At 39.4% G+C, this 26057-nt stretch carries 26 protein-coding genes and 1 pseudogene; 10 read left to right on the top strand and 17 right to left on the bottom strand.

What is annotated here, in order from left to right:
* Positions 1 to 42: 42 nt before the first annotated feature.
* The 3 genes from G7074_RS10625 to G7074_RS10615 all read right to left on the bottom strand — a co-directional run bounded on the left by G7074_RS10625 (position 43) and on the right by G7074_RS10615 (position 1700).
* The gene (locus G7074_RS10625) at positions 43 to 528 is read right to left on the bottom strand and encodes a MarR family winged helix-turn-helix transcriptional regulator (protein WP_124558212.1); all 486 of its coding nucleotides are present in this window, start codon (positions 526 to 528) and stop codon (positions 43 to 45) included.
* Positions 529 to 1032, bottom strand: coding sequence for a GNAT family N-acetyltransferase (locus G7074_RS10620; RefSeq protein WP_124558213.1), 504 nt, complete (start codon positions 1030 to 1032; stop codon positions 529 to 531). It abuts the gene before it with no gap.
* A 95-nt stretch (positions 1033 to 1127) separates the two neighbouring features.
* Positions 1128 to 1700 (bottom strand): TlpA disulfide reductase family protein, encoded by a 573-nt coding sequence (locus G7074_RS10615; protein WP_124558260.1) that lies wholly within the window; start codon positions 1698 to 1700, stop codon positions 1128 to 1130.
* A 223-nt stretch (positions 1701 to 1923) separates the two neighbouring features.
* Between G7074_RS10615 and G7074_RS10610 the strand changes: the two genes are divergently transcribed.
* Together G7074_RS10610 and G7074_RS10605 are read left to right on the top strand one after the other, a co-directional pair.
* On the top strand, positions 1924 to 2211 hold the full coding sequence (locus G7074_RS10610; protein WP_166208322.1) for a hypothetical protein: 288 nt from the start codon (positions 1924 to 1926) through the stop codon (positions 2209 to 2211).
* Between the two features lie 121 nt (positions 2212 to 2332).
* Positions 2333 to 4645 (top strand): TonB-dependent receptor, encoded by a 2313-nt coding sequence (locus G7074_RS10605; protein WP_166208319.1) that lies wholly within the window; start codon positions 2333 to 2335, stop codon positions 4643 to 4645.
* Positions 4646 to 5057: 412 nt separating this feature from the next.
* Here the strand turns inward: G7074_RS10605 and namA are convergent, their stop codons facing one another.
* Positions 5058 to 6140, bottom strand: a complete 1083-nt coding sequence (namA, locus tag G7074_RS10600; RefSeq protein WP_233603769.1) for an NADPH dehydrogenase NamA — start codon at positions 6138 to 6140, stop codon at positions 5058 to 5060.
* Positions 6141 to 6435: 295 nt separating this feature from the next.
* Between namA and G7074_RS10595 the strand changes: the two genes are divergently transcribed.
* The 5 genes from G7074_RS10595 (at position 6436) to G7074_RS10575 (ending at position 10432) form a co-directional block, all read left to right on the top strand.
* Positions 6436 to 7263, top strand: a complete 828-nt coding sequence (locus tag G7074_RS10595; protein ID WP_124558216.1) for an ATP-binding cassette domain-containing protein — start codon at positions 6436 to 6438, stop codon at positions 7261 to 7263.
* A 3-nt stretch (positions 7264 to 7266) separates the two neighbouring features.
* Positions 7267 to 8079 (top strand): hypothetical protein, encoded by an 813-nt coding sequence (locus G7074_RS10590; protein ID WP_124558217.1) that lies wholly within the window; start codon positions 7267 to 7269, stop codon positions 8077 to 8079.
* An 18-nt stretch (positions 8080 to 8097) separates the two neighbouring features.
* Positions 8098 to 8472, top strand: a complete 375-nt coding sequence (locus G7074_RS10585; RefSeq protein WP_166208316.1) for a GntR family transcriptional regulator — start codon at positions 8098 to 8100, stop codon at positions 8470 to 8472.
* Positions 8473 to 8476: 4 nt separating this feature from the next.
* On the top strand, positions 8477 to 9319 hold the full coding sequence (locus G7074_RS10580; RefSeq protein WP_124558219.1) for a GIN domain-containing protein: 843 nt from the start codon (positions 8477 to 8479) through the stop codon (positions 9317 to 9319).
* Positions 9320 to 9445: 126 nt separating this feature from the next.
* Positions 9446 to 10432 (top strand): alpha/beta fold hydrolase, encoded by a 987-nt coding sequence (locus G7074_RS10575; RefSeq protein WP_124558220.1) that lies wholly within the window; start codon positions 9446 to 9448, stop codon positions 10430 to 10432.
* A gap of 51 nt (positions 10433 to 10483) precedes the next feature.
* Here the strand turns inward: G7074_RS10575 and G7074_RS10570 are convergent, their stop codons facing one another.
* The 3 genes from G7074_RS10570 to G7074_RS10560 are packed head-to-tail and all read right to left on the bottom strand — an operon-like array spanning position 10484 to position 13206.
* Entirely contained in the window at positions 10484 to 11374 is an 891-nt protein-coding gene (locus tag G7074_RS10570) for a DUF6263 family protein (protein WP_124558221.1), read from the bottom strand.
* A gap of 18 nt (positions 11375 to 11392) precedes the next feature.
* Positions 11393 to 12169, bottom strand: a complete 777-nt coding sequence (locus G7074_RS10565) for a zinc-dependent peptidase (protein ID WP_317125514.1) — start codon at positions 12167 to 12169, stop codon at positions 11393 to 11395.
* A 5-nt stretch (positions 12170 to 12174) separates the two neighbouring features.
* Positions 12175 to 13206, bottom strand: a complete 1032-nt coding sequence (locus tag G7074_RS10560) for a Gfo/Idh/MocA family oxidoreductase (RefSeq protein ID WP_166208313.1) — start codon at positions 13204 to 13206, stop codon at positions 12175 to 12177.
* A 149-nt stretch (positions 13207 to 13355) separates the two neighbouring features.
* On the opposite strand from G7074_RS10560, the gene G7074_RS10555 reads away from it, so the two are divergent.
* Positions 13356 to 13700, top strand: a complete 345-nt coding sequence (locus tag G7074_RS10555) for a hypothetical protein (RefSeq protein WP_124558223.1) — start codon at positions 13356 to 13358, stop codon at positions 13698 to 13700.
* Between the two features lie 470 nt (positions 13701 to 14170).
* On the opposite strand, the gene G7074_RS10550 is transcribed toward G7074_RS10555, so the two are convergent.
* The 4 genes and pseudogenes from G7074_RS10550 to G7074_RS10535 all read right to left on the bottom strand — a co-directional run bounded on the left by G7074_RS10550 (position 14171) and on the right by G7074_RS10535 (position 18527).
* Positions 14171 to 14848, bottom strand: coding sequence for an OmpA family protein (locus tag G7074_RS10550; protein WP_199748257.1), 678 nt, complete (start codon positions 14846 to 14848; stop codon positions 14171 to 14173).
* A gap of 175 nt (positions 14849 to 15023) precedes the next feature.
* Positions 15024 to 15716 (bottom strand): ABC transporter ATP-binding protein, encoded by a 693-nt coding sequence (locus G7074_RS10545; protein WP_199748258.1) that lies wholly within the window; start codon positions 15714 to 15716, stop codon positions 15024 to 15026.
* 2 nt (positions 15717 to 15718) lie between these two features.
* Positions 15719 to 17191 (bottom strand): DUF5687 family protein, encoded by a 1473-nt coding sequence (locus G7074_RS10540; RefSeq protein WP_166208310.1) that lies wholly within the window; start codon positions 17189 to 17191, stop codon positions 15719 to 15721.
* 56 nt (positions 17192 to 17247) lie between these two features.
* A pseudogene (locus G7074_RS10535) lies at positions 17248 to 18527 on the bottom strand (replication-associated recombination protein A).
* Positions 18528 to 18655: 128 nt separating this feature from the next.
* Between G7074_RS10535 and G7074_RS10530 the strand changes: the two are divergent.
* The gene (locus tag G7074_RS10530; protein WP_124558227.1) at positions 18656 to 19036 is read left to right on the top strand and encodes a VOC family protein; all 381 of its coding nucleotides are present in this window, start codon (positions 18656 to 18658) and stop codon (positions 19034 to 19036) included.
* A gap of 111 nt (positions 19037 to 19147) precedes the next feature.
* Here the strand turns inward: G7074_RS10530 and G7074_RS10525 are convergent, their stop codons facing one another.
* Positions 19148 to 20446, bottom strand: a complete 1299-nt coding sequence (locus tag G7074_RS10525) for an MFS transporter (RefSeq protein WP_124558228.1) — start codon at positions 20444 to 20446, stop codon at positions 19148 to 19150.
* Positions 20447 to 20624: 178 nt separating this feature from the next.
* On the opposite strand from G7074_RS10525, the gene G7074_RS10520 reads away from it, so the two are divergent.
* The gene (locus G7074_RS10520; RefSeq protein WP_166208307.1) at positions 20625 to 21362 is read left to right on the top strand and encodes a class I SAM-dependent methyltransferase; all 738 of its coding nucleotides are present in this window, start codon (positions 20625 to 20627) and stop codon (positions 21360 to 21362) included.
* A gap of 102 nt (positions 21363 to 21464) precedes the next feature.
* On the opposite strand, the gene hisS is transcribed toward G7074_RS10520, so the two are convergent.
* From hisS to G7074_RS10495, 5 genes are all read right to left on the bottom strand, one after another.
* Entirely contained in the window at positions 21465 to 22856 is a 1392-nt protein-coding gene (hisS, locus tag G7074_RS10515) for a histidine--tRNA ligase (RefSeq protein ID WP_124558230.1), read from the bottom strand.
* Positions 22857 to 23017: 161 nt separating this feature from the next.
* A complete protein-coding gene (locus tag G7074_RS10510; protein WP_166208304.1) occupies positions 23018 to 23761 on the bottom strand; it encodes a LytTR family DNA-binding domain-containing protein in 744 nt (247 codons plus the stop codon).
* Position 23762: 1 nt separating this feature from the next.
* The gene (locus G7074_RS10505; RefSeq protein WP_166208301.1) at positions 23763 to 24761 is read right to left on the bottom strand and encodes a sensor histidine kinase; all 999 of its coding nucleotides are present in this window, start codon (positions 24759 to 24761) and stop codon (positions 23763 to 23765) included.
* 59 nt (positions 24762 to 24820) lie between these two features.
* Positions 24821 to 25366: a hypothetical protein gene (locus G7074_RS10500; protein ID WP_166208298.1), complete on the bottom strand. Its 546-nt coding sequence runs from the start codon at positions 25364 to 25366 to the stop codon at positions 24821 to 24823.
* A 221-nt stretch (positions 25367 to 25587) separates the two neighbouring features.
* Positions 25588 to 25938, bottom strand: coding sequence for a translation initiation factor (locus G7074_RS10495; RefSeq protein ID WP_124558233.1), 351 nt, complete (start codon positions 25936 to 25938; stop codon positions 25588 to 25590).
* Positions 25939 to 26057: the final 119 nt, after the last annotated feature.

Raw genomic sequence — 26057 nt, 5'->3', positions numbered from 1 at the left:
GATTAACCTCATTCAAAATTCACACACTCAATCCCCATTCATTCAATCATTCTTCATATAAACCTCAGCTCTTTGTAAAAAGCTTTTTTTCTTTAAACCCGCCTCAACTTCATTTATGGCTGCCATCAGGTTATTTTGGGTATTGGTAATTTCGGCTGTTGCTTTAATAATGACTTCCCACACCGGTTCCATGGCAGATAGCAGCGTTTGCCCTTTTTCTGTAAGCTCTACCAATCGCTTACGGGTATCTGTTTTATCTTTTTTGGAGCAGATTAGTTTTTCTTTCTCCAGCTCTTTTAACAAACTGATGGTTGATGGATGGGCATAACCAATTTCTTCTGAAAGCAGTACCACAGTCATGCTCGATTTTTTATATAATGTGTACAAAACCGGAAACCATTTGGGCTGAAAATCGATGCCAAAGGCTTTATATATCAGCAAGCCGTCTTTACGGATTTGATCACTCAACCGCTGTAACCGCGTAGAAATGGCCAATAAACCTGAAGCATCAATTACATTTTGTTCCATTTAAGCAGGTTTTAAATCCAGGCTGTAGAAAACATTATCAACAGCCATCCGTGGGAAATACGAAGGTAGCTTTTCCATGTCAACTTGTGCAAATCCATTGCGTTCGTAAAAACGACAAGCAGCCTGTAAAATATCTTTAGTACCTAAATATAATTCTTTCAGGTCATTTTTCCGGCTATAGGCAATGAGGGTTTCCAGCAAGACCTGCGCCAGTCCCAGTGCTTTACCTCTAAATTCTTTTTTCACAAACATTTTTCTAATGGCGCCCGAATGGTGTTCGGGTACTGCGATTAAGGCAATGGTACCAATAAGCTCACCATCTAGCCAGGCTCCCCAAAACGCACCACCAGTAGCATCGTAATTAGTTTCAATATCTAACAAATCGGGTTGTGCCGCCAAATCAATATCTACATTAAATTCGATTTGCTGAATGGGTAAAATTAAGCCAATAATTTGTTCACAATTTTGATTGTTTAACCGCTCTATTTTAAGTTCATTTTGCATAGTATAAAATTTTACTTCAAATATATGTAGTTAACTACGTATATCAAAAATGCAAATATCATTTTACCATCAGAATATAATTAAGCATTGCCTGATTAATTTGAACGGCTAAGTTTATTCAGGAAATCTACGATTTTTTTATCTGCATAATCTGCTGCACCTTCGTGGCGCAAAGAAAGACGGCCTTGTTTATCGAATATGATGGTAGTAGGTAGCACACCCGAAAATATTTCTTCAGGAACATTGCTTTCCACCTTATAAACCGGCATTTCGTATTTGCGGTCAGCCATAAAGCGGGTAGATTTACCAAGGTCGCCATCGGCATCTGCAAAAATGAATACCACATTTTTATCGTCTTTAAACTGTTTATACAATTTATTAACTGATGGCATTTCAGCACGGCAGGGCGGACACCAGGTTGCCCAAAAATTAAGGAAGATGACTTTACCTTTTAAATCGCCCAAGTCAACCAGATTACCTTTCGCATCCTTAAATCGGATACCGCTCAGGCTCATGTCCGGGGCAATAGGTGTTTCTATTTCGGGTTTGTAAAAGCCAATCTCCATCAAACCTTTAATTAAAAAAGCTTTGGCATCGGGTACAAAGATCACAACCAGTAGCAACAACACTAACGCAGCGTTTAGGAGGTTTTTCTTAAGAAATTTCAAAGTATTGTTAATCATCAATGTCAAAGTTACTGATTCCAGACGCCAAACCTACTGGGAATAAGCTATAACCAAAGCATATACCTTAAACTTTACGCAAGAAATACAGTCGAATGTACTATAAAAGCAATGTTACCAATGCATTATACAATAATGAATAGTATTTGCTACTTTTGAAGCGTTGAAAAAGCACAGGCAAAATATCAAAAAATATTTATCGGCATTTATGCTGGTTGTTTTCGCCATTGCTTTAACACCCTGGAGCGTACTCCACAGCCATAGGCCTGTTCCGGTTATAGAAAAAGAAATTAACTGTAAACATGTTAGCCACCTGCAGGCTCATGGAGATACCTGCTTAATCTGTAATGCAAGTTTTGAGAAAAACTATGTGTCTGCACACCACATTTACAGGATCTTTTTATGTGCAAAGATTTTTAACCCTACTGAGCCTACCTTAAAAAATGCCTTTACCGAAGTAAAGCGCTCAAGCTTACGTGGCCCACCAACAGCTTAATTTTTTCTTCCAATGCACCATTCGCGTGCCTATATTAACATTATTTATACGAAAGACTAAACTAGCCAGGTTAGCGCTATGGCTTTAGGCTTTCTATCATGCTTATTTACGATACATTATCATGAAAAAATTACAGCTAATTGGCTTAGTAATTCTATATACCTTATTGGGCAATACTGCCTTTGCTTCGGCACTAAAAGATATAACAGGTCAGGTTATTGATGCCAGTACCAAACAAACATTACCGGGTGCCACTATTTTTATACCCGATTTAAAGGTTACTGCCGTAACTAACAACGATGGTGCTTTTACACTTAAAAACCTCCCTACGAAAGGCACTTATTTGGTTGAGGTTCATTACGTGGGCTACAAAACGGCTACACAAATGGTTAATCTTTCAACGGGTGCAGGTCTCCAGTTTTCGCTGCAGCCAACCGCTATCGAAACCAAAGAAATTATAATTACCGGAAGTTTGATCAGTAGTACCAGTAAAAGAAACAGTGCCTCATCGGCAGTTGTAGGTAAAGACCTGCTTTTGCAGCCATCGACTAATTTAATAGATGCCCTCACCAAAATCCCTGGCGTATCGCAAATTACCACAGGTCCTTCTATTTCTAAACCTGTGATCAGAGGTTTAGGTTATAACCGCATTGTAACTTTAGATGACGGAATTAAACAGCAAGGACAACAATGGGGCGATGAACATGGCATCGAAATCGACCAGTTCAAATCAGACCGTGTAGAGATTTTACGCGGCGCAGCATCTTTAATGTATGGTTCTGATGCACTTGGCGGTGTAATTAATTTATTAGAGCCCAGTACCGCACCCGAAGGTCAGGTTAAAGGTGAGTTTATTACCAATTACTCGACCAATAACGGCCTTACTGCAAACTCGCTAATGTTAAACGGTAACGAAAACGGTTTTGTTTGGAGAGCGCGTGGAACATATAAAAACGCATATTCCTTTAAAACACCTACCGGATATTTCCCTAATTCGGGCTTTAACGAAACCGATTTAAGCGGAATGGTAGGCTTAAACAAAAGCTGGGGTTATACACACTTAAACGTTTCGAATTTCCGCAACAACATTGGTTTTTACGAGCCTGCTTTAGATGACAACGGAAATTTTGTTAAAGAAGACGGAAGTGCTTTTACCAACAGCGATTACAAAAGCCGTACTTTAGATTACCCACGTCAGGATATCAGGCATTTCAAAATTGCCTTAAATAACAATTTTGTTTTAGGTAACGGTAATTTAAAGGCCGATTTTGGCTATCAGCAAAACCAACGCCGCGAACTGGACGGACCAGATCCTGCATTATTTTTCGACCTTAAAACTTACAATGCAGATTTGAAATATTATATCCATGAAACTAACGGATGGCAACCTGTTTTCGGTCTAAGTATAGATGATGCACACAGCCAGAACAAGGGAACTGAGTTTTTAATTCCTGCTTACGACACTTTTGGATTAGGCGTTTTTGCTTATGCTAAGAAAAATTGGGAAAACAGCACATTTAGCATCGGAGCACGTTATGATTTTAGAAAAAACAATGGCAAACAGTTATTTGATGATGGCGAAGAACTTTTTGCGCCTTTCAAAAATAAGTTTTCGAATGTAAGTGGTGCTTTAGGTTTTACCCACCAGTTTAACGATGAGCTGAACTTTAAAGCCAATGCTGGTTCGGCATTCCGTGCACCAAACCCAGCCGAATTAGGCTCGAATGGTGTTCATGAAGGAACTTTCAGATACGAAATCGGCAATTCGAATTTGAGCCCCGAGCGCAGCTATCAGGTAGATGCTGCTTTAGAATATGAAGGAAAAATTGTGAGTGCAAGTGTAAGTGTCTACAACAATTACATCCATAATTACATTTATGCGGCAAACAATGGCGAAATAAGAGATGTTGATGGAACCGATTTTGCGGTTTACCGTTACGGACAGGTAAATGCCAACCTCTATGGTACTGAGGCAAGTTTAACTATACATCCAGTTCCATTTATCCACTTCGAAAATACATTTGGATACGTACATGCCCAAAATAACACTTTAGATAAACCACTTTCGTTTATCCCGGCAGGAACATTAAGGAACGAGCTACGCTTCGAACCTAAATTAAAAGGCACAAATGACGCTTACCTTTCAGTAGGTATTAATTCGGCATTTAAGCAAACGCGTGTTGATGAAGTTTTCGAAACGCCAACCAGTGGCTATACTTTGTTAAACGCAGGTATTGGCGCAACCTTTAATCTGGGCAAACAACCCGTTAAATTATCTGTTTCGGCAAACAACCTTTTAAATCAGAAATATTACGATGCTTTAAGCAGGTTTAAACCAGGTCGTTTTGATCAGGAAAATCCTAGTTTAGGCGTATACAATACTGGAAGAAATATCACTTTCGGACTTTATATCCCTTTTACTGTGGTTAAATAATAAAATTTTGTCACGTTGAGCCTGTCGAAACGCCTTCAAAAGCATTTCGATAGGTCCTTCGACAAGCTATTAATGATAGATTAGAGATTCGTCATCTCGACTGAAGCGCAACGAAATGCCTGCCCGTACAGGCGGGGAAAGATCTTTAAGCAGATTTCTCGACTACGTTGCACTCCGCTCGAAATGACGGTTCTTAAAAAGGTCTGTTATCAGCAATCCAATGTTTTTGCCAAAAATCTGATCTTTATCATTGACTGATCTAAATAGAAAATTCGTCATTGCTGCACGAAGCAGTCCTAAAGCATACGCTAATAGCGATCGTTGTAAGATTGGGTATCTGCTGCAGGCAAGCTTCGACGGCTGAAAAAGCCATCTCGCAATGACGAATCTCATTTATTTTAAGCGTACCAAACTATTTCTTTAACGTTTCTCTTTTTGCCCTAACATACTGGTTTGGCCATTCAATATCATCGCCAAGAACCTGTGCCGCATGTGTTGGGAAATAAGCATCGCGTAACGATTCGCGGGCAATAAAAATTAAATCTGCCTTTCCTTCCTGCAAAATTTCTTCAGCCTGATGTGCATCTACGATCACACCCACAGCACCGGTATAAATACCAATCTCATTCCGGATTTTATCGGCAAAGGGAACCTGGTAATTTGGTCCGGCCGGAATAAAGGCATCAGGTACATTTCCGCCAGAAGAAACATCGATCAGATCTACTCCACGGTCTTTTAAAACTGCTGTCAGTTGCAGCGAATCGTTTTCATTCCAGCCGCCTTCGGTCCAGTCGGTAGCTGAAATCCGTACAAACAAAGGTAGCTCTGCCGGCCAAACCGACTGTACAGCCTCTACAACATCAATCACCAAACGAATCCGATTTTCAAAACTCCCGCCGTACACATCGCTGCGTTTATTACTCAATGGACTAAAAAATTCGTGCAACAGGTATCCATGTGCTGCATGTATTTCTACAACTTTATAACCTGCAGCTAAGGCGCGTTTTGCGGCGGCCCTGAAGGCAAAAACAATATCCTGGATTTCTTTAATGCTCAACTCATGTGGCACCACCTGACCTGGTTTAAAAGAAATGGGCGATGGCGCAACGGGTTGCCAGCTATTTTCGCCTTCGGCAATCTGCTCGCCACCGTTCCAGGGTAGTTCGCAACTGGCTTTCCTGCCGGCATGTGCTAATTGAATGCCAGCAATGGCTCCGTTATCGTGAATAAAGGAAACGATCTGTTTTAATTTTTCGATATGCTCATCTTTCCAGATGCCTAAGTCGGCGTAAGTAATCCGGCCGTCGGCCGTTACGGCAGAAGCTTCCTGGATAATTAAGCCGGCACCACCTACCGCACGACTTCCCAGATGTACCAGATGCCAGTCGTTAGCAAAACCATCAACAGCAGAATACTGGCACATTGGAGAAATAACAATTCTATTTTTTAAGGTTACATCCTTTATTTTAAAGGGAGAAAATAATTTTGACATCATCTTGGGTTATTTTACCGCAAAGAACACAAAGTTTTCCGCAAAGGAAAATAAGTCGGTAACGTACTGCTCTTTGCATATACCACAAACATACAACCTACAGCTTAAGGATGTTTTAGTACATCACTTATTAAAAGGAGATTTTACCTTCCTATGGCGGAGAGCGAAGAGCTTAGGACGTTTAATTCGACTCATAAAAAAATCGCCTTTCGCTGAACGCTAAACTTTTTTCTACAAAAATTTGGTGAATTAAAGAATCAATCATACCTTAGTGTATTATTTAACTAATACAGTAGATATGATCGAAATTAACAATCTGAATTTTGGCTACAGCAAGCATAAGCCATTATTTAAAAATATGAGCATGCGCTTAAGCAATGGTCATATTTATGGTTTGCTTGGAAAAAACGGTGCAGGTAAATCAACGCTACTCAAAAACCTGGCTGGTTTGGTTTACGCACAAGGAGGCAAACTGGAAGTAATGGGATTTAATCCCGCCAAAAGACAGCCTGCATTGTTGTCGCAAATTTGTTTTATACCCGAAGAATTTTATTTACCCCCGGTAAAAATCGATTCTTACCTCAAAGCCAATGCACCTTTTTACCCCAACTTCGACCACCAGTATTTGGCCACCCTTTTAAAGGAGTTCGATATTCCAGTAAGCAATAAACTGATCGACATGAGTTATGGTCAAAAGAAAAAATTCATCATTGCTTTCGGCCTGGCTACGCAAGCCAAACTGGTAATTATGGATGAGCCAACCAACGGGTTGGATATTCCATCCAAGGCACAGTTTAGAAAAATTATGGCTTCTGCATTAACCGATGAACGCTGCATCATCATTTCTACTCACCAGGTACGGGATCTGGATAACTTAATCGATACAATAATTATGCTTGATGAAAACGATGTTGCCCTAAAAGCATCGGTAGAAGAAATTACAACAAAGCTCACTTTTAAAAAAGTAAAAGAACTAGATGAGAGCATTTTTTACGCAGAGCCTTCCTTATCGGGTTACAATGCTGTAATGCCAAACTATCATCACGAAGAAAGCAAACTGGATATGGAATTGCTATTTAACGCCATCCTTGCCGAGAAAACCAAATTTAAACCTTTATTCAGCTAAACCATGAACAACACTTTTAATATGAATCGATTTGGCTTATTGCTTAAAAGGCAATGGCTTGAATTTGGAAAAATTTATTTGATGAGTCTGGTGGTATTAGCCGGCATTATAATTGGGTTTTATTTTTTTAACATTCCGGATTTCAACCGATCTCTTTATAGATGGGATGATCATGGCCATGTTCAACTGGGTTTTCGCCTACCTACTTTTATTGCTATCGGTTTTCTGTTTTTAACCATAGAGGCTAGCGCCTATTTTAGTGCATTCGGTCAAAAGCCAAAGGCAATTATGGAGTTAATGACCCCAGCCTCTGCTAGCGAGAAGTTTATTGTTGCATTCCTTTTTACAGCAATTCTAAGTTTAATAAGTTACCTGCTCATTTTCTATGTAATTGATTCACTGTTTTTAAACTACATTAATGAGCTATGGCAGAACAATAAAGCCACTAATTACAATACGGGTAAACTAACTGCGGTTTCTTTTAGTACGTTGTTTGACGATTTAACTTCGGAAAGCGAATTCAAATTTTTATTTGCACTTCCTTTTTTCTTCTCGAGTATTTTTCTGCTTGGCTCTATCTACTTTAACCGCTTTCATTACATTAAAACTGCTGTGTCGGTAACCGCTTTATTTTCTTTCATCATTTTCTTGACCATCAAGTTTGGAAGTTGGATAACGGCGGGTAAAAGCCGCATATATAATTCTAATCTCATGGAAAAGGATTTTGTGTTCACTATATTTTTCTGGTCATCTGTTACACTTAGCCTGATCATTTGGCTGATCGCTTATGTTCGCCTTAAAGAAAAAGAAGTTTAATTTAAAAAAGGTATAGATATGGAATTTAGAGATAACAAGGCAATATACCTTCAAATAGCGGAGTATGTTTGTGAACATATTTTGTTAGGAAAATGGAAAGCCGACGAGAAAGTTCCTTCGGTGCGGGAACTGGCTGTAGAAATGGAAGTAAACCCCAATACAGTAATGCGCACTTACGAGTTGCTGCAAAATAAAAACATCATCAACAATAAAAGAGGTATAGGTTTTTTTGTAGACGAAGCTGCTGCTGAGCATGTAAAAAGCTATCGCAAACAACAGTTTATAACAGATGAGCTACCAAGCGTTTTCAGGAATATTTACCTGCTCAACATTGGTTTTGATGAACTGGAAAACCAATACAAAACGTTTGTAAAAGAAAACTTTAACGCCTAAAACAATGAAAACAAGTAATAAATTACTGATCACCCTTGCAGCTCTGCTAATTATTATCCCAATAATTGTTGTGGCCGTAAATGTTAAAATGAATTACCGCCCCTCAACAGGTAATGACTTTGTAGAAGAACAGGTTATAAATGCGGAACCTTTTGACAAGGTGAGTCAGGATAAAATTTCGATTCCAATCAAAAGTTCATTCAACGCTGTTAATATTCCAGATGCACAAAGAAATGGCCTTGAACTTCACTTTATTAAAAGTACAGTAACTGGCGTAAAGATACCTGCCGACATGAAAGAGAACATCAATGTAAGCGTAAATAGCGAAGGTATATTGCAGATCAATTTTGATAGCAAGGAGAGCAAATCAGTTAGTCATCGATATGAAGTAGTCATCTTGATATATAGCCCTAACGTTGATAAACTTAACCTGAATAACTCTGCGAACCTGACTTTAACTGCAAAAACAGATAGTTTAAGTATTAATATTAAAAATTCAGGGCTGCTAACATTTGGTTCACCTATAACATTTAGTTCAAATGGGAAGATTAACAGGGTAATTAACCAAACTGAAATTAAAAATTTAAACATCAATTTGGATAGTGCGACATTTAATTCAGGAAACAACAATTACAAGAATTTAAATATTATCTGTAAAAACTCATCCGTAAATATTGAGAGCGAGGAGAAGGAAAATAAAAATATAGAAAACTTAACGATTAATACTTTTGAAAAATCAGAGATTAAGATAGACAAAGTTAAAATCGATAAAATTTCTGGGAGTTTATCAGATGAAACAACCATTGCAATGCCTGTAAAATATTTAAAACAGATGCTCAAAGATTAATTTGAATCGTCATAGCACTTACATCTAATTCGTGACAATGTAAAAAGGGCATGATTTTTAAGCTAACTAATTGGCAAAAGTATAACTTGGGCCAATTAGTTTAGTTTTTATATCAATACCCAATCCATGAAGAAGTTTTTCTTTTTATTTGCCCTCTCACTATTCGTTTTTAGCCAGGTTAAAGCACAAAAGATTGATACGCTATCTATCACTTTAGAAAGCGTAAAATACCCCTACCCCGTAAAATATTTCCCGATAAACACCGAAGGCCAGGATATTAAAATGGCCTATATGGATATTCAGCCTACGCAGGCTGCCAACGGCAAAACGGCCATTCTTTTTCACGGTAAAAACTTTGGTGGTTATTATTGGACCGAGGTAATTAAAGCCTTAACCCAAATTGGTTACCGCGTTATAGTACCTGATCAGATTGGTTTTGGTAAATCATCAAAGCCTTTTATCCATTATAGTTTTCACCAGATGGCCACGTGGAACAGTAGGTTGCTGGATACCCTTGGCGTTCAGAAAACGGTAGTTTTGGGGCATAGTATGGGCGGCATGCTGGCCACACGCTTTGCATTAATGTTTCCCGAAAAAACGGAAAAACTTTTACTCGAAAACCCGATTGGTCTCGAAGATTATAAAACCTTTGTACCTTATGTAACGACTGAACAACAATACCAAACAGAACTTAAAACTACGGCAGAAAGTGTACGTAAATATTATCAGGGCTCTTATTTTACTTACTGGAAACCAGAATACGAATATCTGGTGGGCGTTGCCGGAGGGGTTACACTAAGTGCCGATTATGCACGCTGGGCTAAAGTGGCAGCCATGACATTTACCATGATTTATGAGCAACCGGTGGTTTACGAATTTCAGAACCTTAAAGTACCAACAGTGCTGTTTATTGGTAAAGAAGATAAAACCATTGTAGGTAAGGGTTTGCTTTCGCCCGATCAGCAGTCGATACATGGCCAGTACAGATTGTTAGGTAAACAAACCGCAGCTAAAATTATTGGCGCCAAAATTATTGAATTCGATGCCTGTGGCCATATTCCGCACATCGAAATTCCGACAGAATTTATGGTGGCTTTAACGGGTAGTTTATAATCTTTTACCAGCCCTTATAGGTTGTTTAAACCTATAAGGGTTAAAATTCAACTAATTAATCTCTTTCCCTACAATTTTATTAATGCCCTGCATTTCAAAATCGATATCCTGCCCCATCGATTTCATTTTGCCATAGAGCTCAATGCGCAGATGACTGTTTAATACAATTCCAGTTTTTAAATCGACGGCTGTTTCTCCAGAATTAGTGCCTTTTAAATCGGTTTCCATCTTGTTGCCCATCACCTCAAAACTTCCCTTCGAAATTAAAGTGCCTTTTACAATCAATATCGCAACGCCATCATTCACCTCTTTTAAAATATATTGGGTAATGGTTTCAATCGGCATGCTCATTTGCAGTTTGGTATCAACCGTCCAGCTATCTCCAATTTTAATCGGTTTTTCGGGATAAATTTTAAAGGAAGATTCCATGGTTTGTTTAACCACCTCGGCACTAAATTGCTTACCCAATGCGTTTTTGATGGCCTTCAACTTAGCGGTATCAGTGGTCATTTTCCCAGCCACATTATCCAGCATCCTGTCAATACCTGCAACAGTTTTAATTGCACCGTTTGAGGCCACTGTCATGTAAAAAGATGCCCCTTTTAAACCTGCAAACGGTCCTTTCTTTGTGCTATCTGCTTCGTCCGAATCCAGGTTCATGGTATTTCCCATTGCAGTCGATTTCATAAATAACCTGTTGTAGGTTACTTTTATATCTTTATCGCCATTATGCCCTTCGGTAATATCAAAAGTGTAATCGGTACCTATGGCTTGCGTTAAATTGATACTCCTGCCGCTGATTTTCTGGTTAATAATCTGATCTGAAATAAACGAAAAGTTATACTTGTTACCGGTAGGATAATTTTGCTTAAGCGAGTACGTTTTTTGCGCCCATACACCAAGTGATGCCAAACTGCAGAGAAGTGTGATGAATATTTTCATTCTTTCTTATTGTTAAAACTATCCGGCTGGTTGCTGGGCAAAAATACGGCTTAACTGACAGTACAATTCGGGGTGTTTATCTTTTAGCTGCTCGGGTTTTTCGAAAAAATATTCTGAAACTACCGCAAAAAATTCGGCCTCGTTGGTGGTAGCATAAGGATTAATATCCGATTTATTATCTTCAATCTTTTCAATTTCCTCGTGCATCATTTTAATCCACGGCAAGGTGTATTCGTGTGCTATTAAATTCTCTGGCACACCATCGGTTGCACCATCCGATTTATCTAAAAGGTGAACAAATTCGTGGATAGCGGTATTTTCTTTTCCTGCACTTTTAGAAAACCCATGGCGTAGTGCAGATCTCGATAAAATCATCTGTCCGTTCATATAGCCTGTACCTACCATGCCCATAATATTTCGTTCTCCCCCTTCAAACTGAAAATCCTTGTTAAAGGTATCGGGATATAATAAAACGCTGGTTAAATTCTTGTATTGCCAGTCGTCGAAACCAAAAATCGGGATCACTGCACTAGAGGCGATCAACAACTCATCGAGCGTGGTCATTTCCAGGCCAACAGGCTCAATTTTAACCGTACTGAAAAAAGTAGCAACCTTTTCTTCGAACCTCAGTTTATCCGTCGAGTCGAGATTATGGTAATAGTCTACATATTCGTCAAGTATTTTTTTGTCGACATCGGTTAAGGGCTCTATCGCCACTTTCTTTTTCTTCAATATGAAATAGAGGGCGATCAGAAAAATTGGGATCAGGTAAACAAACGGAAGAGAATTCATCATCGGGATTACGCAGTTGCAGGGCTTTCTATAATTTCCATTTGAGCTAAAACATCTTCGCGCGTTACCGGATAAAGCTTATTGTTGGCTATACCCTGATAAACAGCTTCGAAAAGTGGCAGATAACTTCCTCTTTCTGACGGAATGGTTTCTTCGGTTTTGTTTCCATCCGCATCAATGGTGGTTAATACGCCATCTTTACTTTCAGATTCAATACCATAAGCCGGATCACTTAATTTCATGCCTGCCAGAAGCTGTTCTTCCTGAATATCGGTTCTATGTTTTATAAAGCTGCCGTTCATGCCATGCAAAACAAATCCAGCCTGTGGGTTTACCACCAACATACTAGAAGTAACAAAAACATTCAGACTATCCGGGTAGCTTAACTGGATCGAAAAATAATCATCAACTAAGGTACCAGCCCTGTTTTTACCTAAAATTTTATGGTAGCTTAGAGGTTTACCGAATAAACCAATTACCTGATCCAAAAGGTGAGGTCCCAAATCATATAATAAGCCACTGGCTTCAACAGGGTTTTCTTTAAATGCTTTCGGCCCAATTACATTGCGGTAGCGATCGTAACGCATGTGTACTTCGACCAGCTTACCCAGCTTACCGCTTTCAATAACCTTTCGTACCGAAGTAAAATCGCTGTCCCAGCGGCGGTTCTGGTAAAAGAAGATTTGTTTACCGACACTATCTGCAAGTTCAAAAAGTTCTTTTGCCTGGGCTGTTGTTGCAGTAAAGGGCTTTTCTACCAGAATATGTTTATGGCTATTCAAAGCTGCTTTTGCATGTTCGTAATGCAGGTTATTTGGGGTATTGATTACAACCAGTTCTATTTCATCATCGGCTAAAAGTTCATCAACACTATTGTAACTTATGATGTTAGGGTAATCGTTAACAGCTGTTTTTTTGCTGCGTTCTACTATAGCTTTTAAATTAAAGCCCGGGTGTGCATCTAAAAATGGGGCATGAAAAACTTTGCCCGACATACCATAAGCCAATACTCCTGCACCGATTGTTTTGTTTGTATCCATAAGTTATAAATGTAACCAAAAATACAATTAAGATAGAAGCATTGGTACTAAAACCGTCAACCTTTTTACCTGCCGCTTACACCTTTTTACACTATCTTTGCACAAATTTGGAATCAAATCTGAAAAATTAATAATTAACAAAACAATACATGAAACCTTCGGAGATTAATGCCAAGTGGAAAGTTTTACAGGAGAAGATTTCAAAAGAATTTGATTCGGATTTTCCTGATTTAAAAGTGATGCTTTTTTTAATTGGCGTACAGGAACTAGGCAAAGGACCGAAAAAATACAGCAAGCGCCAGAAAGAGGAATTGATGCACATTGCTACCTGCCGCTTATTGAGTGAAATGGGCTTTTACGAACTGGAGGGCTTAGACCAGGATGGATGGCCACACTGGAAACTGGTTAAGGCCATTCCGCCTTACACCATGCTCGAGCAGGAAATGCTAATGAAATCGCTTGTGGTGAGCTATTTTGAAGATATTTATTCTTAAATATTAACATGCCATTCGTGGTGTTGGGTATTCTCATCCGATATAAATCTTTTCGAAGACTTATTTTAAATGTTTTGGAAAACCAGGCCGTTTACCTCTTTTAATGCTAGCCGAGCTTTACAGGTTAACCTATGCCAACCACAGTTAAATAAACCTGATAGAACCGGAAAGCCCGTAACAAAGTGGAGGCTTGAAGTGGATAGCAGGGCTGTCGGAACCGATACGCACAGAAATCTGCTTTCCAAAAAAGATATTTTTACTGTCTGCTTTATGTTTCGTGAGGCGCTAAACCCGGAATAGGGTATGCTATTACTAATTGATTCGCAAACAGAAGATTAGCTAAGGCCCTTCGACAGGACCAGGATAAGAAGCGATAAATACAGGCATACCACAAAGCATAAAAAAACCCCAGTGGATGTACACCGGGGCTGGATTTATAATGACCTCATAGGTAGAGGGAAATTGCGATATTATCCTTGTTTTTGTGCAGAAGCTTTTAGCGCATCGTTAGCAACGATTACAATTTCTACACGACGGTTTGCAGCACGCCCAGCATCAGTTTCGTTATCAGCAATTGGCTCTGAAAAACCTTTACCAATGGTAACTAAGCGGCTTGAAGGTACACCTTGCGAAACGGCATAAGCTTTAACCGCAGCTGCTCTTCTCTCAGATAAGCCCTGGTTATATTGCTCTGTACCTTTGCTATCGGTATGACCAATAATCTTGATATCCGTATCTGGATATTGATTTAATGATGAAGCCAAACTCTGGATATTGGTTTTAGCAGCATCTTTTAATGCAGTCTTATCAAAGTCGAATAAGATACCACTGTCGAATTTTACAATAATACCTTCGCCCTCACGAATAACTTCAGCGTTAGGAATTGCTTTTTGGATTTCGGCTGCCTGTCTATCCATTCTACGACCGATAAATGCTCCGGCTGTACCGCCAATAGCACCACCAATTAAAGCACCAACTGCTGTATTACCGGCCTTCTTACCAATTAAGGCTCCAATAACACCACCAGCTGCAGCACCAATTCCGGCTCCTTTTTGTGTTTTAGTTAAACTATCACAGCTTTGGAATGCCATCGAACCAACTGCTAACCCTATACTTAATGTCGCTATTCTTACTTTTGAAATACTCATAATAATCTAGATTTATAATTTCTACAGCTTGTGTTCAAACACAATGCCAAAAATTATACAGACTTCATTTTCGGCTTATTTTTAACCTATCGCATCGAAAAGACTATTTTTTAGACAAAAAAAGCGTCCAGTTTACTGTGGACGCTTTCATATTGTATCATTCTTAGTACAAAAACTAGGCAGAGAAATAACTCTCCAACTCCTGTAATGTATTTTCGTCGGTTTTAAAATCCTTAATTATTTTCCCTTTTTCTACTAAAATGATTCTGTGGCATACATCGGTAACATGGTTTAAATCGTGACTCGAAATAAAAGTTGTCATGTTGCCAGCCTGTGCTTTTAATAAATTCTTCAAGCGAATCTGCGTTGTAGGATCGAGATTGGCAAAAGGTTCGTCTAAAATTAAAATCTCGGGCTTTTGCATTAATGCTGCAGCAATACCAACTTTAACCTGGTTCCCTTTACTAAAATCGCGGATGTATTTGCCACTGTTTAAAATCTCGCCATTAAAAAACTCGCTGTACTGCGTCAGGTAGGTTGAAACATCAGCCACACTCATGTCGTGCAAACTTCCTATAAATATAAAATACTCCTCAGGGGTTAAATAATCGATCAGAAAGCCTTCATCCAAAAAGGAAGCCGTGTAATTTTTCCAGTCGCCATTTTGCATTACGTTTTCGCCTTTTGATAACACCTCTCCCTGCGTAGGGCGAATCAGATCTAAGAGCATCCTGAAGAAAGTAGTTTTACCTGCGCCATTATTGCCAACCAAACCAACAGTTTCGCCCGCTACGATTTGTAAATCATCGATGTTTACAACGGTTTTATCGCCATAAACTTTTTGTAAATTCTTAACTTCTAAAATCATAATTATTCTCTAAAGCCCTCGGCTATTTTATAACGTTTTAATTCTAATTTCTTTGCAATGTAGTTTATCCAGTAACTCCTCATGGCCAGCATTACTAAACCAAAGAAACCAATGGCCATTAAACCTAAATAAGGTCTGTTAAAATAACCAAAAGGTAAATAAATGAGGTAAGGGAGTAAAACGAATGGAATCATTAAAATCCACTGTGTGGCCCCCATCCCCTGAAAGTTAAAGCTCGCACTACGGGTAATATCTATCCGTTTGTAATTAAATGTAGCCAGATACAAAACCAGCACCGTGCAAAAGCCAATGTTGTATAAGTAAGCGGCCAGGTGCAACAACAAAAGCTTCGGACTTAAAAATGCATAAAAGCTGGCCAGGATGGTTACAACCGTGCATATTATGGTAAAAAGCAGGAACTTGCCTTTGATGTAATCTTTGAAATCAATTTTGTTGATTAACAGGCCATCAAAATGTGAACTTTGCCAGGCAAACATAAACTGGCCATAGCTCAGGATAGAAAAACCGGTCATAAAAATGGCCGCGAAAATCATTTTGGCAAAAGAATCACTTGCAATATATGGCGCCTTATAGAAGAGATAGCCATATAAAAGGAAAAATGCGCCCATAATTATCGAGTAACGCGGGCGTTTGTGCCTTAATATTAATTTTAGTTCGAGTGCGGCCAATTCGCCAGCCTTGCCAAAACGGTTTAAAAAGGGATAATCAGTACTTACCTTTTTCTCCTGTTTAGCGCCCATCTCCTCTACATACAGGTTTCGACGCAGGTAGTTGGAGTTGACGATAAAAATAACAGCGGCTACTGCCGGAAAAACCAATCCGAGGTAAGGTCTTGCTGTCATTTGGCTAAAAACAAAATTGGATGCGGCCATGATCGAAATGACCTTGTAATACTCAAGGGCAGCAAATGTGCCCACTATACCCAAACCAATTAGCGTAAATAAGAAGTTGGTAATTGATTTACGTTTAAGGTATAACACAAAATAGTTGTTAAATACCATGATGGAAAGGATTGCAATAACATACATTAATGCCACCAATGGCCCTTCTACCCCACCTATTTCAATAAATATAAATGGGAAAAACAAAAACAACGGCCAGATATTAAATGCAGAAAAAAGTGCTTTTGCATTCAAAAAATTAATGATTTTACGCTTTGATATTTTAAGATGCAGGTATGGAATGATACTCAGGGTTGGGATTTCCTGCAGCTGCAAACGCATGAGGAAATCGAACGCGAAGTAATATAAAATTATTCCGTTAAAACTTTTCATGATGCCCTGATTAGGAAAAATTTTGGGAAGAAACAACGTCATACCGAAACCAACCAGTGCGGCAATAACGAGAAAATAAAGCATAAAGAAACCAATAATGATTTGTGTTGCAATACTCCCGCCTTTATTTCGCGAACGCCAAAAAGATTTTCTTTGGTGACTTAAAAAAGTACTCAGCATATAATAGTTTAGTTAATAGTTTAATTATTAGTATCACTTATGGAAGAAATGTTACACTAGTAATTGTATTTGTCTTTCCAGTTCTGCCTAAGCTTTTCTCTCAGTTTTTCTTCAGCCGCATTTTTCCCCGGATCGTAGAGTTTTGTTCCACTTAATTCGTCCGGAAAATACTCCTGTGGCGAGAAATTACCTTCATAGCCATGCGAATATTGATAATCTTTACCATAACCAATGTTTTTCATCAGTTTGGTTGGAGCATTGCGGATATGTAAAGGTACGGGCAGGTTTCCGGTTTGTTTAACCAAAGCCTGGGCCTTGTTTATGGCTTCGTAAGATGCGTTGCTTTTTGGCGAACTGGCCAGATAAGTTACGCATTGCGATAAAATGATCCTGGCTTCGGGATAGCCGATTACATTGACAGCTGTAAAACAATTATTGGCAAGCAACAAAGCATTCGGGTTTGCATTACCAATATCTTCTGAAGATAAAATCAATAACCTGCGGGCAATAAACAAAGGATCTTCGCCGCCTTCTATCATGCGGGCCAGCCAGTAAACCGCAGCATTAGGATCGCTGCCACGAATCGATTTGATAAAGGCCGAAATAATATCGTAATGCTGCTCGCCAGCCTTGTCATACAAGGCCAGATTTTGCTGGGCATGGGCCAAAACATTTTCGTTGGTGAGCACCATTTTATCCCCACCAATACCGTTAATGGCAATTTCGAGTACATTTAACAGCTTGCGGGCATCGCCACCCGATAAACGAATCAGCGCCTCGTGCTCTTTGATGGTAATTTTTTTCGCTGATAAAACGCTATCGTTTTTAATTGCCGTTTGTAACAAACCAGCTAACTCATTTTCAGTAAGTGATTTTAAAATGTAAACCTGGCAGCGCGAAAGCAAAGCGGAAATTACCTCGAACGATGGGTTCTCGGTTGTAGCACCAATTAAAGTAACCAGTCCGCGCTCTACAGCCCCAAGCAAGCTATCCTGCTGCGATTTACTAAAGCGATGAATCTCATCAATAAAAAGGATTGGAAGCCCTAAAAAGCTGTCTTTCAACTGTGCTGCGCGGTCTATCACCTCGCGGATATCTTTCACCCCACTGTTAATGGCACTTAAATTAAAAAACGGGCGGTCTAAGGCCTGAGAAATGATATAGGCCAAAGTGGTTTTACCTACGCCCGGTGGCCCCAGAAAATCATGGATGGCAGTTGGCCACTCTCAATCGCCTTGCGCAATACTGCTCCCGCTCCTACCAAATGTTGTTGACCAACATATTCATTAAGGTTTTGAGGGCGCATACGTTCGGCTAAAGGAGGCAGGTTTTGCATAATGGTAAATATATAAAAATTGATTACTTTGTTGGTCGATAATCTTTACTAACCAAATATCGAAAGCATAAATCTTTTAATACGAGAGTAAAACAAAAAGATGCAGGCTTTAGTTCTAACAGACAGTTATGGATATTAAAAATTTAGATCACCTGGTGCTAACCGTTTCTAATCTGGAAAGTACCTGCCGCTTTTATAGCCTGGCCTTAGGGATGGAAGTTATTGAATTTGGAGAAAACAGAAAGGCACTAAAATTTGGCAACCAGAAAATCAATCTTCACCAACACGGAAGCGAAATTGAACCTAAAGCCTTTAAACCTACACCCGGCACAGCCGATTTATGTTTCATTACCGATTTTCCGCTGGGCGAAGTAGTGGGAGAACTTAAGCAGAAATGTATCGAAATTGAGGAGGGTCCGGTTGAAAGAACAGGCGCCAATGGTAAAATTATTTCGATCTATCTCCGCGATCCCGATATGAATTTGATTGAGGTGAGTAATTACTTGTAGCGGCATCTTGCTGCCAGGGAGGCACGGATTAGCGCGGAAATATTTTTCATCGTTTTCATCGTCCGCGTTTATAAAGTGGATGAGCGAGCACGGCGATTCAAACACCCAAAATCAACCTTCTATTTTTGAGTGATGCTTGGTATCTTTCATGGTTGTATACAAAACGAGTGAAATTAGAATACACCCGGTAACGTACCAGTAGAAATAACTTTCGTGACCGATCTTTTTAAACCACAAGGCAAAATACTCGGCCGTTCCGCCAAAAATAGCTACCGTTAAAGCATAAGGCAAACCTACTCCCAAAGCCCTGATCTCAGCAGGAAAAAGCTCGGCTTTCACCACTGCATTGATACTGGTATAACCGCTAACTATAATCAGGGCGGCAATCATCAGCAAGAATATGATGGTGGTATTGGTTGCGTGCGTTAAACTGGTTAAAATGGGGTAAGTACATAAGGTGCCCAGCACACCAAAACCAATGAGCAGGGGCTTCCGCCCGATCTTATCAGACAACAGGCCAAATAATGGCTGCATAATGGCAAATACCAGTAGAGAAATAAATGACAGCGTAGTTGAAGTTTCTTTACTGAGGTGTACCGTATTAACGAGGAACTTCTGCATGTAGGTACTGAAAGTATAAAAAGCGATAGTTCCGCCAAGGGTAAGCCCCACTACAGTAAAAACTTCTTTGGGGTATTTTAACAATACTGCAATCCCACCTTTTTTATCGGCCGATTGTTTACTTTTAAAAGCTGTGGTTTCATCGATATGCCTTCTTAAATACAAAGCGATGAAAGAAAGAATGGCCCCAATAAAAAACGGAATCCGCCAGCCCCAATCGTGCAACTCGGCAGGTGTTAAGAGCCAGTTCTGTAAAATTAGCTGAATGCCTAGCGCCAGTAACTGCCCGCCGATTAAAGTTACATATTGAAAACTCGAATAAAAGCCACGGTGCTTTTTGGTAGCCATTTCGCTCAGGTATGTGGCAGAAGTACCATATTCGCCACCTGTGCTTAAGCCTTGAATTAGCCTTGCAAAAATCAACAGTAAAGGTGCTGCAATACCAATTTGCTTGTAGCCCGGAGTTAAACCGATAATCAATGAGCCAATGGCCATAATCAATACCGAAAGTGTCATCGAACGTTTACGCCCCAGCTTATCGGCAATGCTTCCAAATAACCAGCCGCCAATGGGCCGCATTAAAAAACCAACGGCAAAAATACCGGCAGTATCTAACAATTGTGCAGTTGGATTGCTGTTGGGGAAAAAAGCAGGAGAAAAATAGAGGGCAAAAGCCGAATAGGTATACCAATCGTACCACTCTACCAAATTACCTACAGAACCACCAAATATTGATTTTAACCGGTATTCTACATCTTTAATTTCGTCCTTAGCTAATATTTCTTCCATACGGGGCTATTGAATGAGCGGGTTTTGAATTATTAGATGAATGATTGATTGAATTTCAAATGAAACATTAAGCCCAATAATTCGGTTCTTATTCAAAAATATAATAATTTTATAAAGAAAGGGCTGAGTTATTTCGATCCTGCCCATTCAACCCTTCTCTCATTCAACATTTAATCAAATGAAAGATAACTTTTCTACCCAATCTGAAGGATATGCCATCTACAGGCCAACCTATCCGCAAGAGCTATACGATTATCTGTTTAAGCTTACCGAAAATAAGCAAGCGGCATGGGATTGCGCCACAGGAAACGGACAGGTTGCACGTGTGCTGGCTCAGCATTTTGATGCAGTTTATGCCACAGACATTAGCGAAAATCAATTAAAAAATGCTTTACAGCTACCAAATATCACCTACAAAGTCGAACCTGCCGAGCAAACCGTTGCTGCAGACAGTAGTTTCGATCTCATAACCGTGGCACAGGCCATCCATTGGTTTAATTTTGAAGCATTTTATGCGGAAGTAAAAAGAACGCTAAAACCCAACGGACTTTTCGCCGTGATTGGTTACGGCATCATGTTTATCGATAAAAAAGTGGATAAGGCGGTGCATAAACTTTATGAGGATATTTTGGGCAAATATTGGGACAATGAGCGCCGCTATATCGAAGAAAGTTATAAAACCATCCCTTTTCCCTTCGAGGAGCTGGTTGCACCGCATTTTCAGATTAAAACTACCTGGAATTTTAACCAGTTAATTGGTTATTTAAATACCTGGTCGGCATTACAACATTATAAAAAGGCCAACGAGCGTAACCCGCTTGAATATATGTTTACCGAGCTAAAAGAAGCATGGGGCGATGCTGCAGAGAAGGATGTTCATTTCCCGGTTTTATTACGGGTTGGAAGACTTATTTAACCGCAAAGAAAAATAAGCTGTCGCAAAGTGCGCAAAGCAGGATGTTTAACCCACACTCAGCGTTTCTTTGCGAAAATCTTCGCGTACTTTGCGGTTAATATGCTATTTAATCAAATCCAAAATACCCAAAACCGTTAGCTTTTTCTGCTCGCCGCTTTGCATATCTTTTAAAGTAAGTTCTCCGCTCGCCATTTCATCGCCACCAATTAAAATTACGTAAGGGATGTTTTTGGCATCGGCATAAGCCATTTGTTTTTTAAGCTTGGCCGAAGCTGGGTAAAGTTCGATAGCAATACCTGCATTTCTGAACTGTTGTAAAATCGGCAGGGCATATTTTTCGGCCTCAGCATCAAAATTACTGATCAGCACCTTCGTGCCAACCTCTGCTGATGCCGGGAAAAGATTAAGCTCTTCCAATACATCATAAATACGATCGGCACCAAATGAAACGCCTACGCCTGTTAAATCTTTTAAACCGAACATACCCGTTAAATCGTCGTAACGGCCACCACCACCAATGCTGCCCATGGCAACTTCGTTGGTTTTAACTTCGAAAATACAACCGGTATAATAGTTTAAGCCACGGGCCAGGGTAATATCCAGCTCCAGTTTTGCAGTTAATGGCAAACTGTACGAAATAAGGCTTTCTACATAAGCAAAAACCTGCTCAATTTCGGCAATACCTTTTAAACCGGTTTCGGAGGTAGCCAAAACTTCTTTCAGGCTGGCTAGTTTTTCTTCATTACTGCCCTCCAGCAAAATCACCGGACGCAGCTTTTCTAAATCCTGCTCTGTAAAACCTCGTTCTAAAAGTTCTTTGCTTACACCATCTAGGCCAATTTTATCCAGTTTATCGATGGCAACGGTCATATCGATAATTAAATCTGGCTTACCGATAATTTCGGCAATACCCGATAAAATTTTACGGTTGTTAATTTTGATGCTGAAATCTTTCAGACCCAATTTGCCTAAAGCTTCGTTGTAGATTAAGATGAATTCAGCTTCGTTTAATAAACTTTCAGAACCTACCACATCTACATCGCATTGATAAAACTCACGGTACCGGCCTTTTTGTGGTCTGTCGGCACGCCAAACCGGCTGCACCTGAAAGCGTTTAAAGGGCAAAGTAATATCATTCTGGTGCATTACTACGTAACGTGCAAAAGGCACCGTTAAATCGTAACGCAAAGCTTTTTCAGAGATTAACGAAACCAGTTTATTGCTGTTTTCTTCTTCAGCAAAATCAAAAGATTTCTTTTTAGGGTCTTTCAGGAATTCGCCACTATTTAATATTTTAAAGATCAGTTTATCGCCTTCATCACCATATTTACCGGTTAAGGTTGATAAGTTTTCGAAACTCGGCGTTTGAATTTCGGCATAGCCATATTTTTTGAAAACTGTTTTAATGGTATCGTAAATAAAGTTACGTTTTACCATTTCAACCGGAGAAAAATCGCGGGTACCTTTTGCTAATGAGGGTTTAATAACTGACATAGCCGCAAAAATACAAAAATGTAGGGTTTAAAAACAAAGATTCGTCATTGCGAGGAGGAAACGACGAAGCCTGCTTGCAGCAGGCAGGCAATCTTACAACGATCGCTATATGCGTGTGCATTAAGATTGCTTCGTGCCTTGCAATGACGAATTATTTTAAACTACTTCCCCAACAGTTCCTTCACCATTTCCCTGTTCGGTTTACTTACCGGTATTTTATCGCCACTATCCATCAGTAAAGTTCCTCCATCTTCTTTTAACCAGCTTTTTACGAATTTAGGATTAACCAAATGGCTTTGATGTGTACGGATAAAACCATGCGGTTTTAGTAAATCTGAGTACTCTTTAAGTGGTTTCGAGATCAACACCCGGTCGTCATTCGCCAGAAAGAAAAACGTATAGGTATTATCGGCAACACAACGTACTATATCTTCAACCGAAACATAGCGGATTTCGTGCTGTTGAGGTAACGCAATTTTAGGTATAGCGGGTTCGCTTTTTTTAATCTGGCTCAGCAAAAAATTAAGCTGCTCGCCATGTACCTTGTTTTTAATCCTGATTTCGGCCTTGGCAACCGCTATTTTCAGTTCATCGGGGTCAACCGGTTTTAACAGATAATCTAAAGCGGCAAATTTTACGGCCTGAATGCCGTAATTATCGTAAGCGGTAACAAAAACTACTTCGAAGGTTTTTACAGTAAGTTTGTTCAGCAGATCGAAACCTGTAGTTTTGCCCATCTGGATATCCAGAAAAAGCAGATCGGGCTGGTGCAGGTTAACCTGCGTAAAAGCCTCATCAATAGTGGTGGCGCAGGCAACCACTTTAATATCCGGACAATGTTTGGCTAGTAAAATCTTTAAATTATCGAGATTGGCCGTTTCATCATCTACTAAAATTGTCCGCATATTATAACCATTGAGTAAGTGTAATTTTAACCGTTGTTCCCTCGCCGCCCGACTGGATATCGAGTACAAACGGCGTTTCCTTATAAATAGAATTGAGTAAAGATATCCGGTTTTTGCTCAACGCCAGCCCCAAACCGTCGTAATTTTTTGAGCTATCGAACCCTGCTCCATTATCGGCGATGCTCAATATCAGATCTGCTTCACTCTTAATAAAATTGATTTCAAGCTTACCCAGATTTCCCTTTTCGGCTATACCATGTTTAACGGCATTTTCTGCAAAGGGCTGTAACAGCATTGCCGGAATTTCGATATTCTCGGCATCCAAATCGGCCGAAGCGCTTATAGTGTACTGAAAGCCAAAACGCAGTTGCTCCATTTGCAAATAATCATCCAGCAAGGTTTTCTCTGAAGTTAAACTGATCAGATCTTTATTTTCGAGTACATTGCGTGTTAAACGGGCAAATTTACTCAGATAGCGGTTGGCGTTATCCGTTTCATTTTTGTTCATCAACGTTTGGATCCCAGCAAGCGCGTTGAACAAAAAATGTGGGTTTAATTGTGAGCGAACGGATGCCAGTTGAAGCCTGGCCATTTCTTTATCACGATGTTTTAATGCAAGTTTTTGGGCTTCCTTCCTCTTAATATAGGCTACTGCAGCCCCGAAAATTGCACCACATATTGCGCATAAGATTAAACCGTAAGTGATAAGCTGTTTTTGGGAGAAAAGCTTTATTCTGGAGCTATTTACGTGAAAAGAATACTTGATAGTACTTTCCTGTATTGACTTAGAACCGAAACCTTGTGACAGTTTAGGTATAATTAAAATCTCATAATTACCAGTTCTATTAAAATATTCTGCTCCAATCAATAAATATGGTACTCTTGGAACGATGTAACCATAAAGCCAATTGTTTGACCGGAAGACTATTTTTCCTGTTGATTTATCTTTTAAATAAACATTGTAAACAAAATCCAAATCAGTGCTTTTGATTACAATCATAAGATTTTTTGTAGTTTCATCTACACTTAGAACTGCGGCATCTTCCTTGCTTTTAAAGCTTACAATCCCCCTTGTCCCCTTTTAATATTCAAATTGATCATTGAAATATAGGCAGGTTGAATCTTTTTATTGTAAATGATTATTGTAGCAATTTCACTCCTTTTGGTAATTTTATAAATATTAATCGTTAGCTTCTTATCCGTTATATTAAATTTCCCCAAATTTATATCAACTTTATTCCCGTAGAGTGTTTTTGTTTTATTTACTTGGGGAACAGCATCAGAAACGATTTGATTATCATCATTCTCGACAATATTATAACGATAAAATGATAGGCTATCTTTATTGATATAACCGAAAAGATTAATCTCTTGGGTACCTTCCAAATAAACTAAATTACTAAGCGGTTGATTTTGAATGGCATTGTGATAATTGACAGTTTTGGTAAACCGATCTACTGTAAAAGATATGCCAAAGCCATCACACCCTCCTGCTGAATAGGAATGCCTGTCTCCATAGTGAACATATCCATTGTACTCATCCTTCTGAGCATTCACTAAAACAGCGGGCAACAGTAGAGAAAGGAAGATAATTATTCTTTTCATGCGTTTAATTTTTTCATAAACATCTTGCAAAAAAGCTGGTTACGAAAGTTTAAAACAGGATATGGCACGAATAACCTTGTATATGGAGGGATGTGAACAGAATTTATGTTTTAGGTATTGCGCTAGCCGATTTAAACCCCTAATGGTTCCTCAAAAAAATGCTTTCGCAACTCAAATGAGATTCCCGCCTGCGCGGGAATGACGATCAGGTAAAGCGGAATTTACCCCCCAGCCTTTTTAGCCTTATAACCGTCTTTTTGCAATATACCCATCACTTTATCACGAACGTCGCCCTGGATCATGATTTCGCCATCTTTAACCGAGCCACCAACGCCACATTTGGTTTTAAGCATTTTGCCCAACACCTCTAAATCTTCGGTACGGCCTTTAAAACCTGTAATTAAGGTAACAGCTTTACCACCACGGTTCTTCTTATCGAGCATTACCCGTAAATCCTGCTGGTTATTGGGCGAAGTAGTGGTATCATCAACTTCTTCTTCATATTCGAAATCGGGATTGGTAGAATACATAATTCCACCTAGATCACTTAAACTATTTTTCTTTGGTTTCATGCTTTATAATGTAATATGGGAGATGTAAAATGGATGAGGGTGATTCGGTTTGGTAGCTATTTGTTCAATGGTTTATGGTTTTATCGCCAGATCAGCTACAAACTTCCAACTCCAAACTT

Source organism: Pedobacter sp. HDW13 (assembly GCF_011303555.1).
Lineage (GTDB): Bacteria > Bacteroidota > Bacteroidia > Sphingobacteriales > Sphingobacteriaceae > Pedobacter.
Note: the sequence above shows the minus strand (reverse complement) of the source record. Positions and strands in the feature narration are given on the sequence as shown.

Coding starts and splice junctions, on each gene's coding strand:
- G7074_RS10625 (WP_124558212.1), bottom strand. CDS start 528: ATGGAACAAAATGTAATTGATGCTTCAGGTTTATTGGCCATTTCTACG.
- G7074_RS10620 (WP_124558213.1), bottom strand. CDS start 1,032: ATGCAAAATGAACTTAAAATAGAGCGGTTAAACAATCAAAATTGTGAA.
- G7074_RS10610 (WP_166208322.1), top strand. CDS start 1,924: ATGCTGGTTGTTTTCGCCATTGCTTTAACACCCTGGAGCGTACTCCAC.
- G7074_RS10605 (WP_166208319.1), top strand. CDS start 2,333: ATGAAAAAATTACAGCTAATTGGCTTAGTAATTCTATATACCTTATTG.
- namA (WP_233603769.1), bottom strand. CDS start 6,140: ATGATGTCAAAATTATTTTCTCCCTTTAAAATAAAGGATGTAACCTTA.
- G7074_RS10595 (WP_124558216.1), top strand. CDS start 6,436: ATGATCGAAATTAACAATCTGAATTTTGGCTACAGCAAGCATAAGCCA.
- G7074_RS10590 (WP_124558217.1), top strand. CDS start 7,267: ATGAACAACACTTTTAATATGAATCGATTTGGCTTATTGCTTAAAAGG.
- G7074_RS10585 (WP_166208316.1), top strand. CDS start 8,098: ATGGAATTTAGAGATAACAAGGCAATATACCTTCAAATAGCGGAGTAT.
- G7074_RS10580 (WP_124558219.1), top strand. CDS start 8,477: ATGAAAACAAGTAATAAATTACTGATCACCCTTGCAGCTCTGCTAATT.
- G7074_RS10575 (WP_124558220.1), top strand. CDS start 9,446: ATGAAGAAGTTTTTCTTTTTATTTGCCCTCTCACTATTCGTTTTTAGC.
- G7074_RS10570 (WP_124558221.1), bottom strand. CDS start 11,374: ATGAAAATATTCATCACACTTCTCTGCAGTTTGGCATCACTTGGTGTA.
- G7074_RS10565 (WP_317125514.1), bottom strand. CDS start 12,169: ATGATGAATTCTCTTCCGTTTGTTTACCTGATCCCAATTTTTCTGATC.
- G7074_RS10560 (WP_166208313.1), bottom strand. CDS start 13,206: ATGGATACAAACAAAACAATCGGTGCAGGAGTATTGGCTTATGGTATG.
- G7074_RS10555 (WP_124558223.1), top strand. CDS start 13,356: ATGAAACCTTCGGAGATTAATGCCAAGTGGAAAGTTTTACAGGAGAAG.
- G7074_RS10550 (WP_199748257.1), bottom strand. CDS start 14,848: ATGAGTATTTCAAAAGTAAGAATAGCGACATTAAGTATAGGGTTAGCA.
- G7074_RS10545 (WP_199748258.1), bottom strand. CDS start 15,716: ATGATTTTAGAAGTTAAGAATTTACAAAAAGTTTATGGCGATAAAACC.
- G7074_RS10540 (WP_166208310.1), bottom strand. CDS start 17,191: ATGCTGAGTACTTTTTTAAGTCACCAAAGAAAATCTTTTTGGCGTTCG.
- G7074_RS10530 (WP_124558227.1), top strand. CDS start 18,656: ATGGATATTAAAAATTTAGATCACCTGGTGCTAACCGTTTCTAATCTG.
- G7074_RS10525 (WP_124558228.1), bottom strand. CDS start 20,446: ATGGAAGAAATATTAGCTAAGGACGAAATTAAAGATGTAGAATACCGG.
- G7074_RS10520 (WP_166208307.1), top strand. CDS start 20,625: ATGAAAGATAACTTTTCTACCCAATCTGAAGGATATGCCATCTACAGG.
- hisS (WP_124558230.1), bottom strand. CDS start 22,856: ATGTCAGTTATTAAACCCTCATTAGCAAAAGGTACCCGCGATTTTTCT.
- G7074_RS10510 (WP_166208304.1), bottom strand. CDS start 23,761: ATGCGGACAATTTTAGTAGATGATGAAACGGCCAATCTCGATAATTTA.
- G7074_RS10505 (WP_166208301.1), bottom strand. CDS start 24,761: ATGATTGTAATCAAAAGCACTGATTTGGATTTTGTTTACAATGTTTAT.
- G7074_RS10500 (WP_166208298.1), bottom strand. CDS start 25,366: ATGAAAAGAATAATTATCTTCCTTTCTCTACTGTTGCCCGCTGTTTTA.
- G7074_RS10495 (WP_124558233.1), bottom strand. CDS start 25,938: ATGAAACCAAAGAAAAATAGTTTAAGTGATCTAGGTGGAATTATGTAT.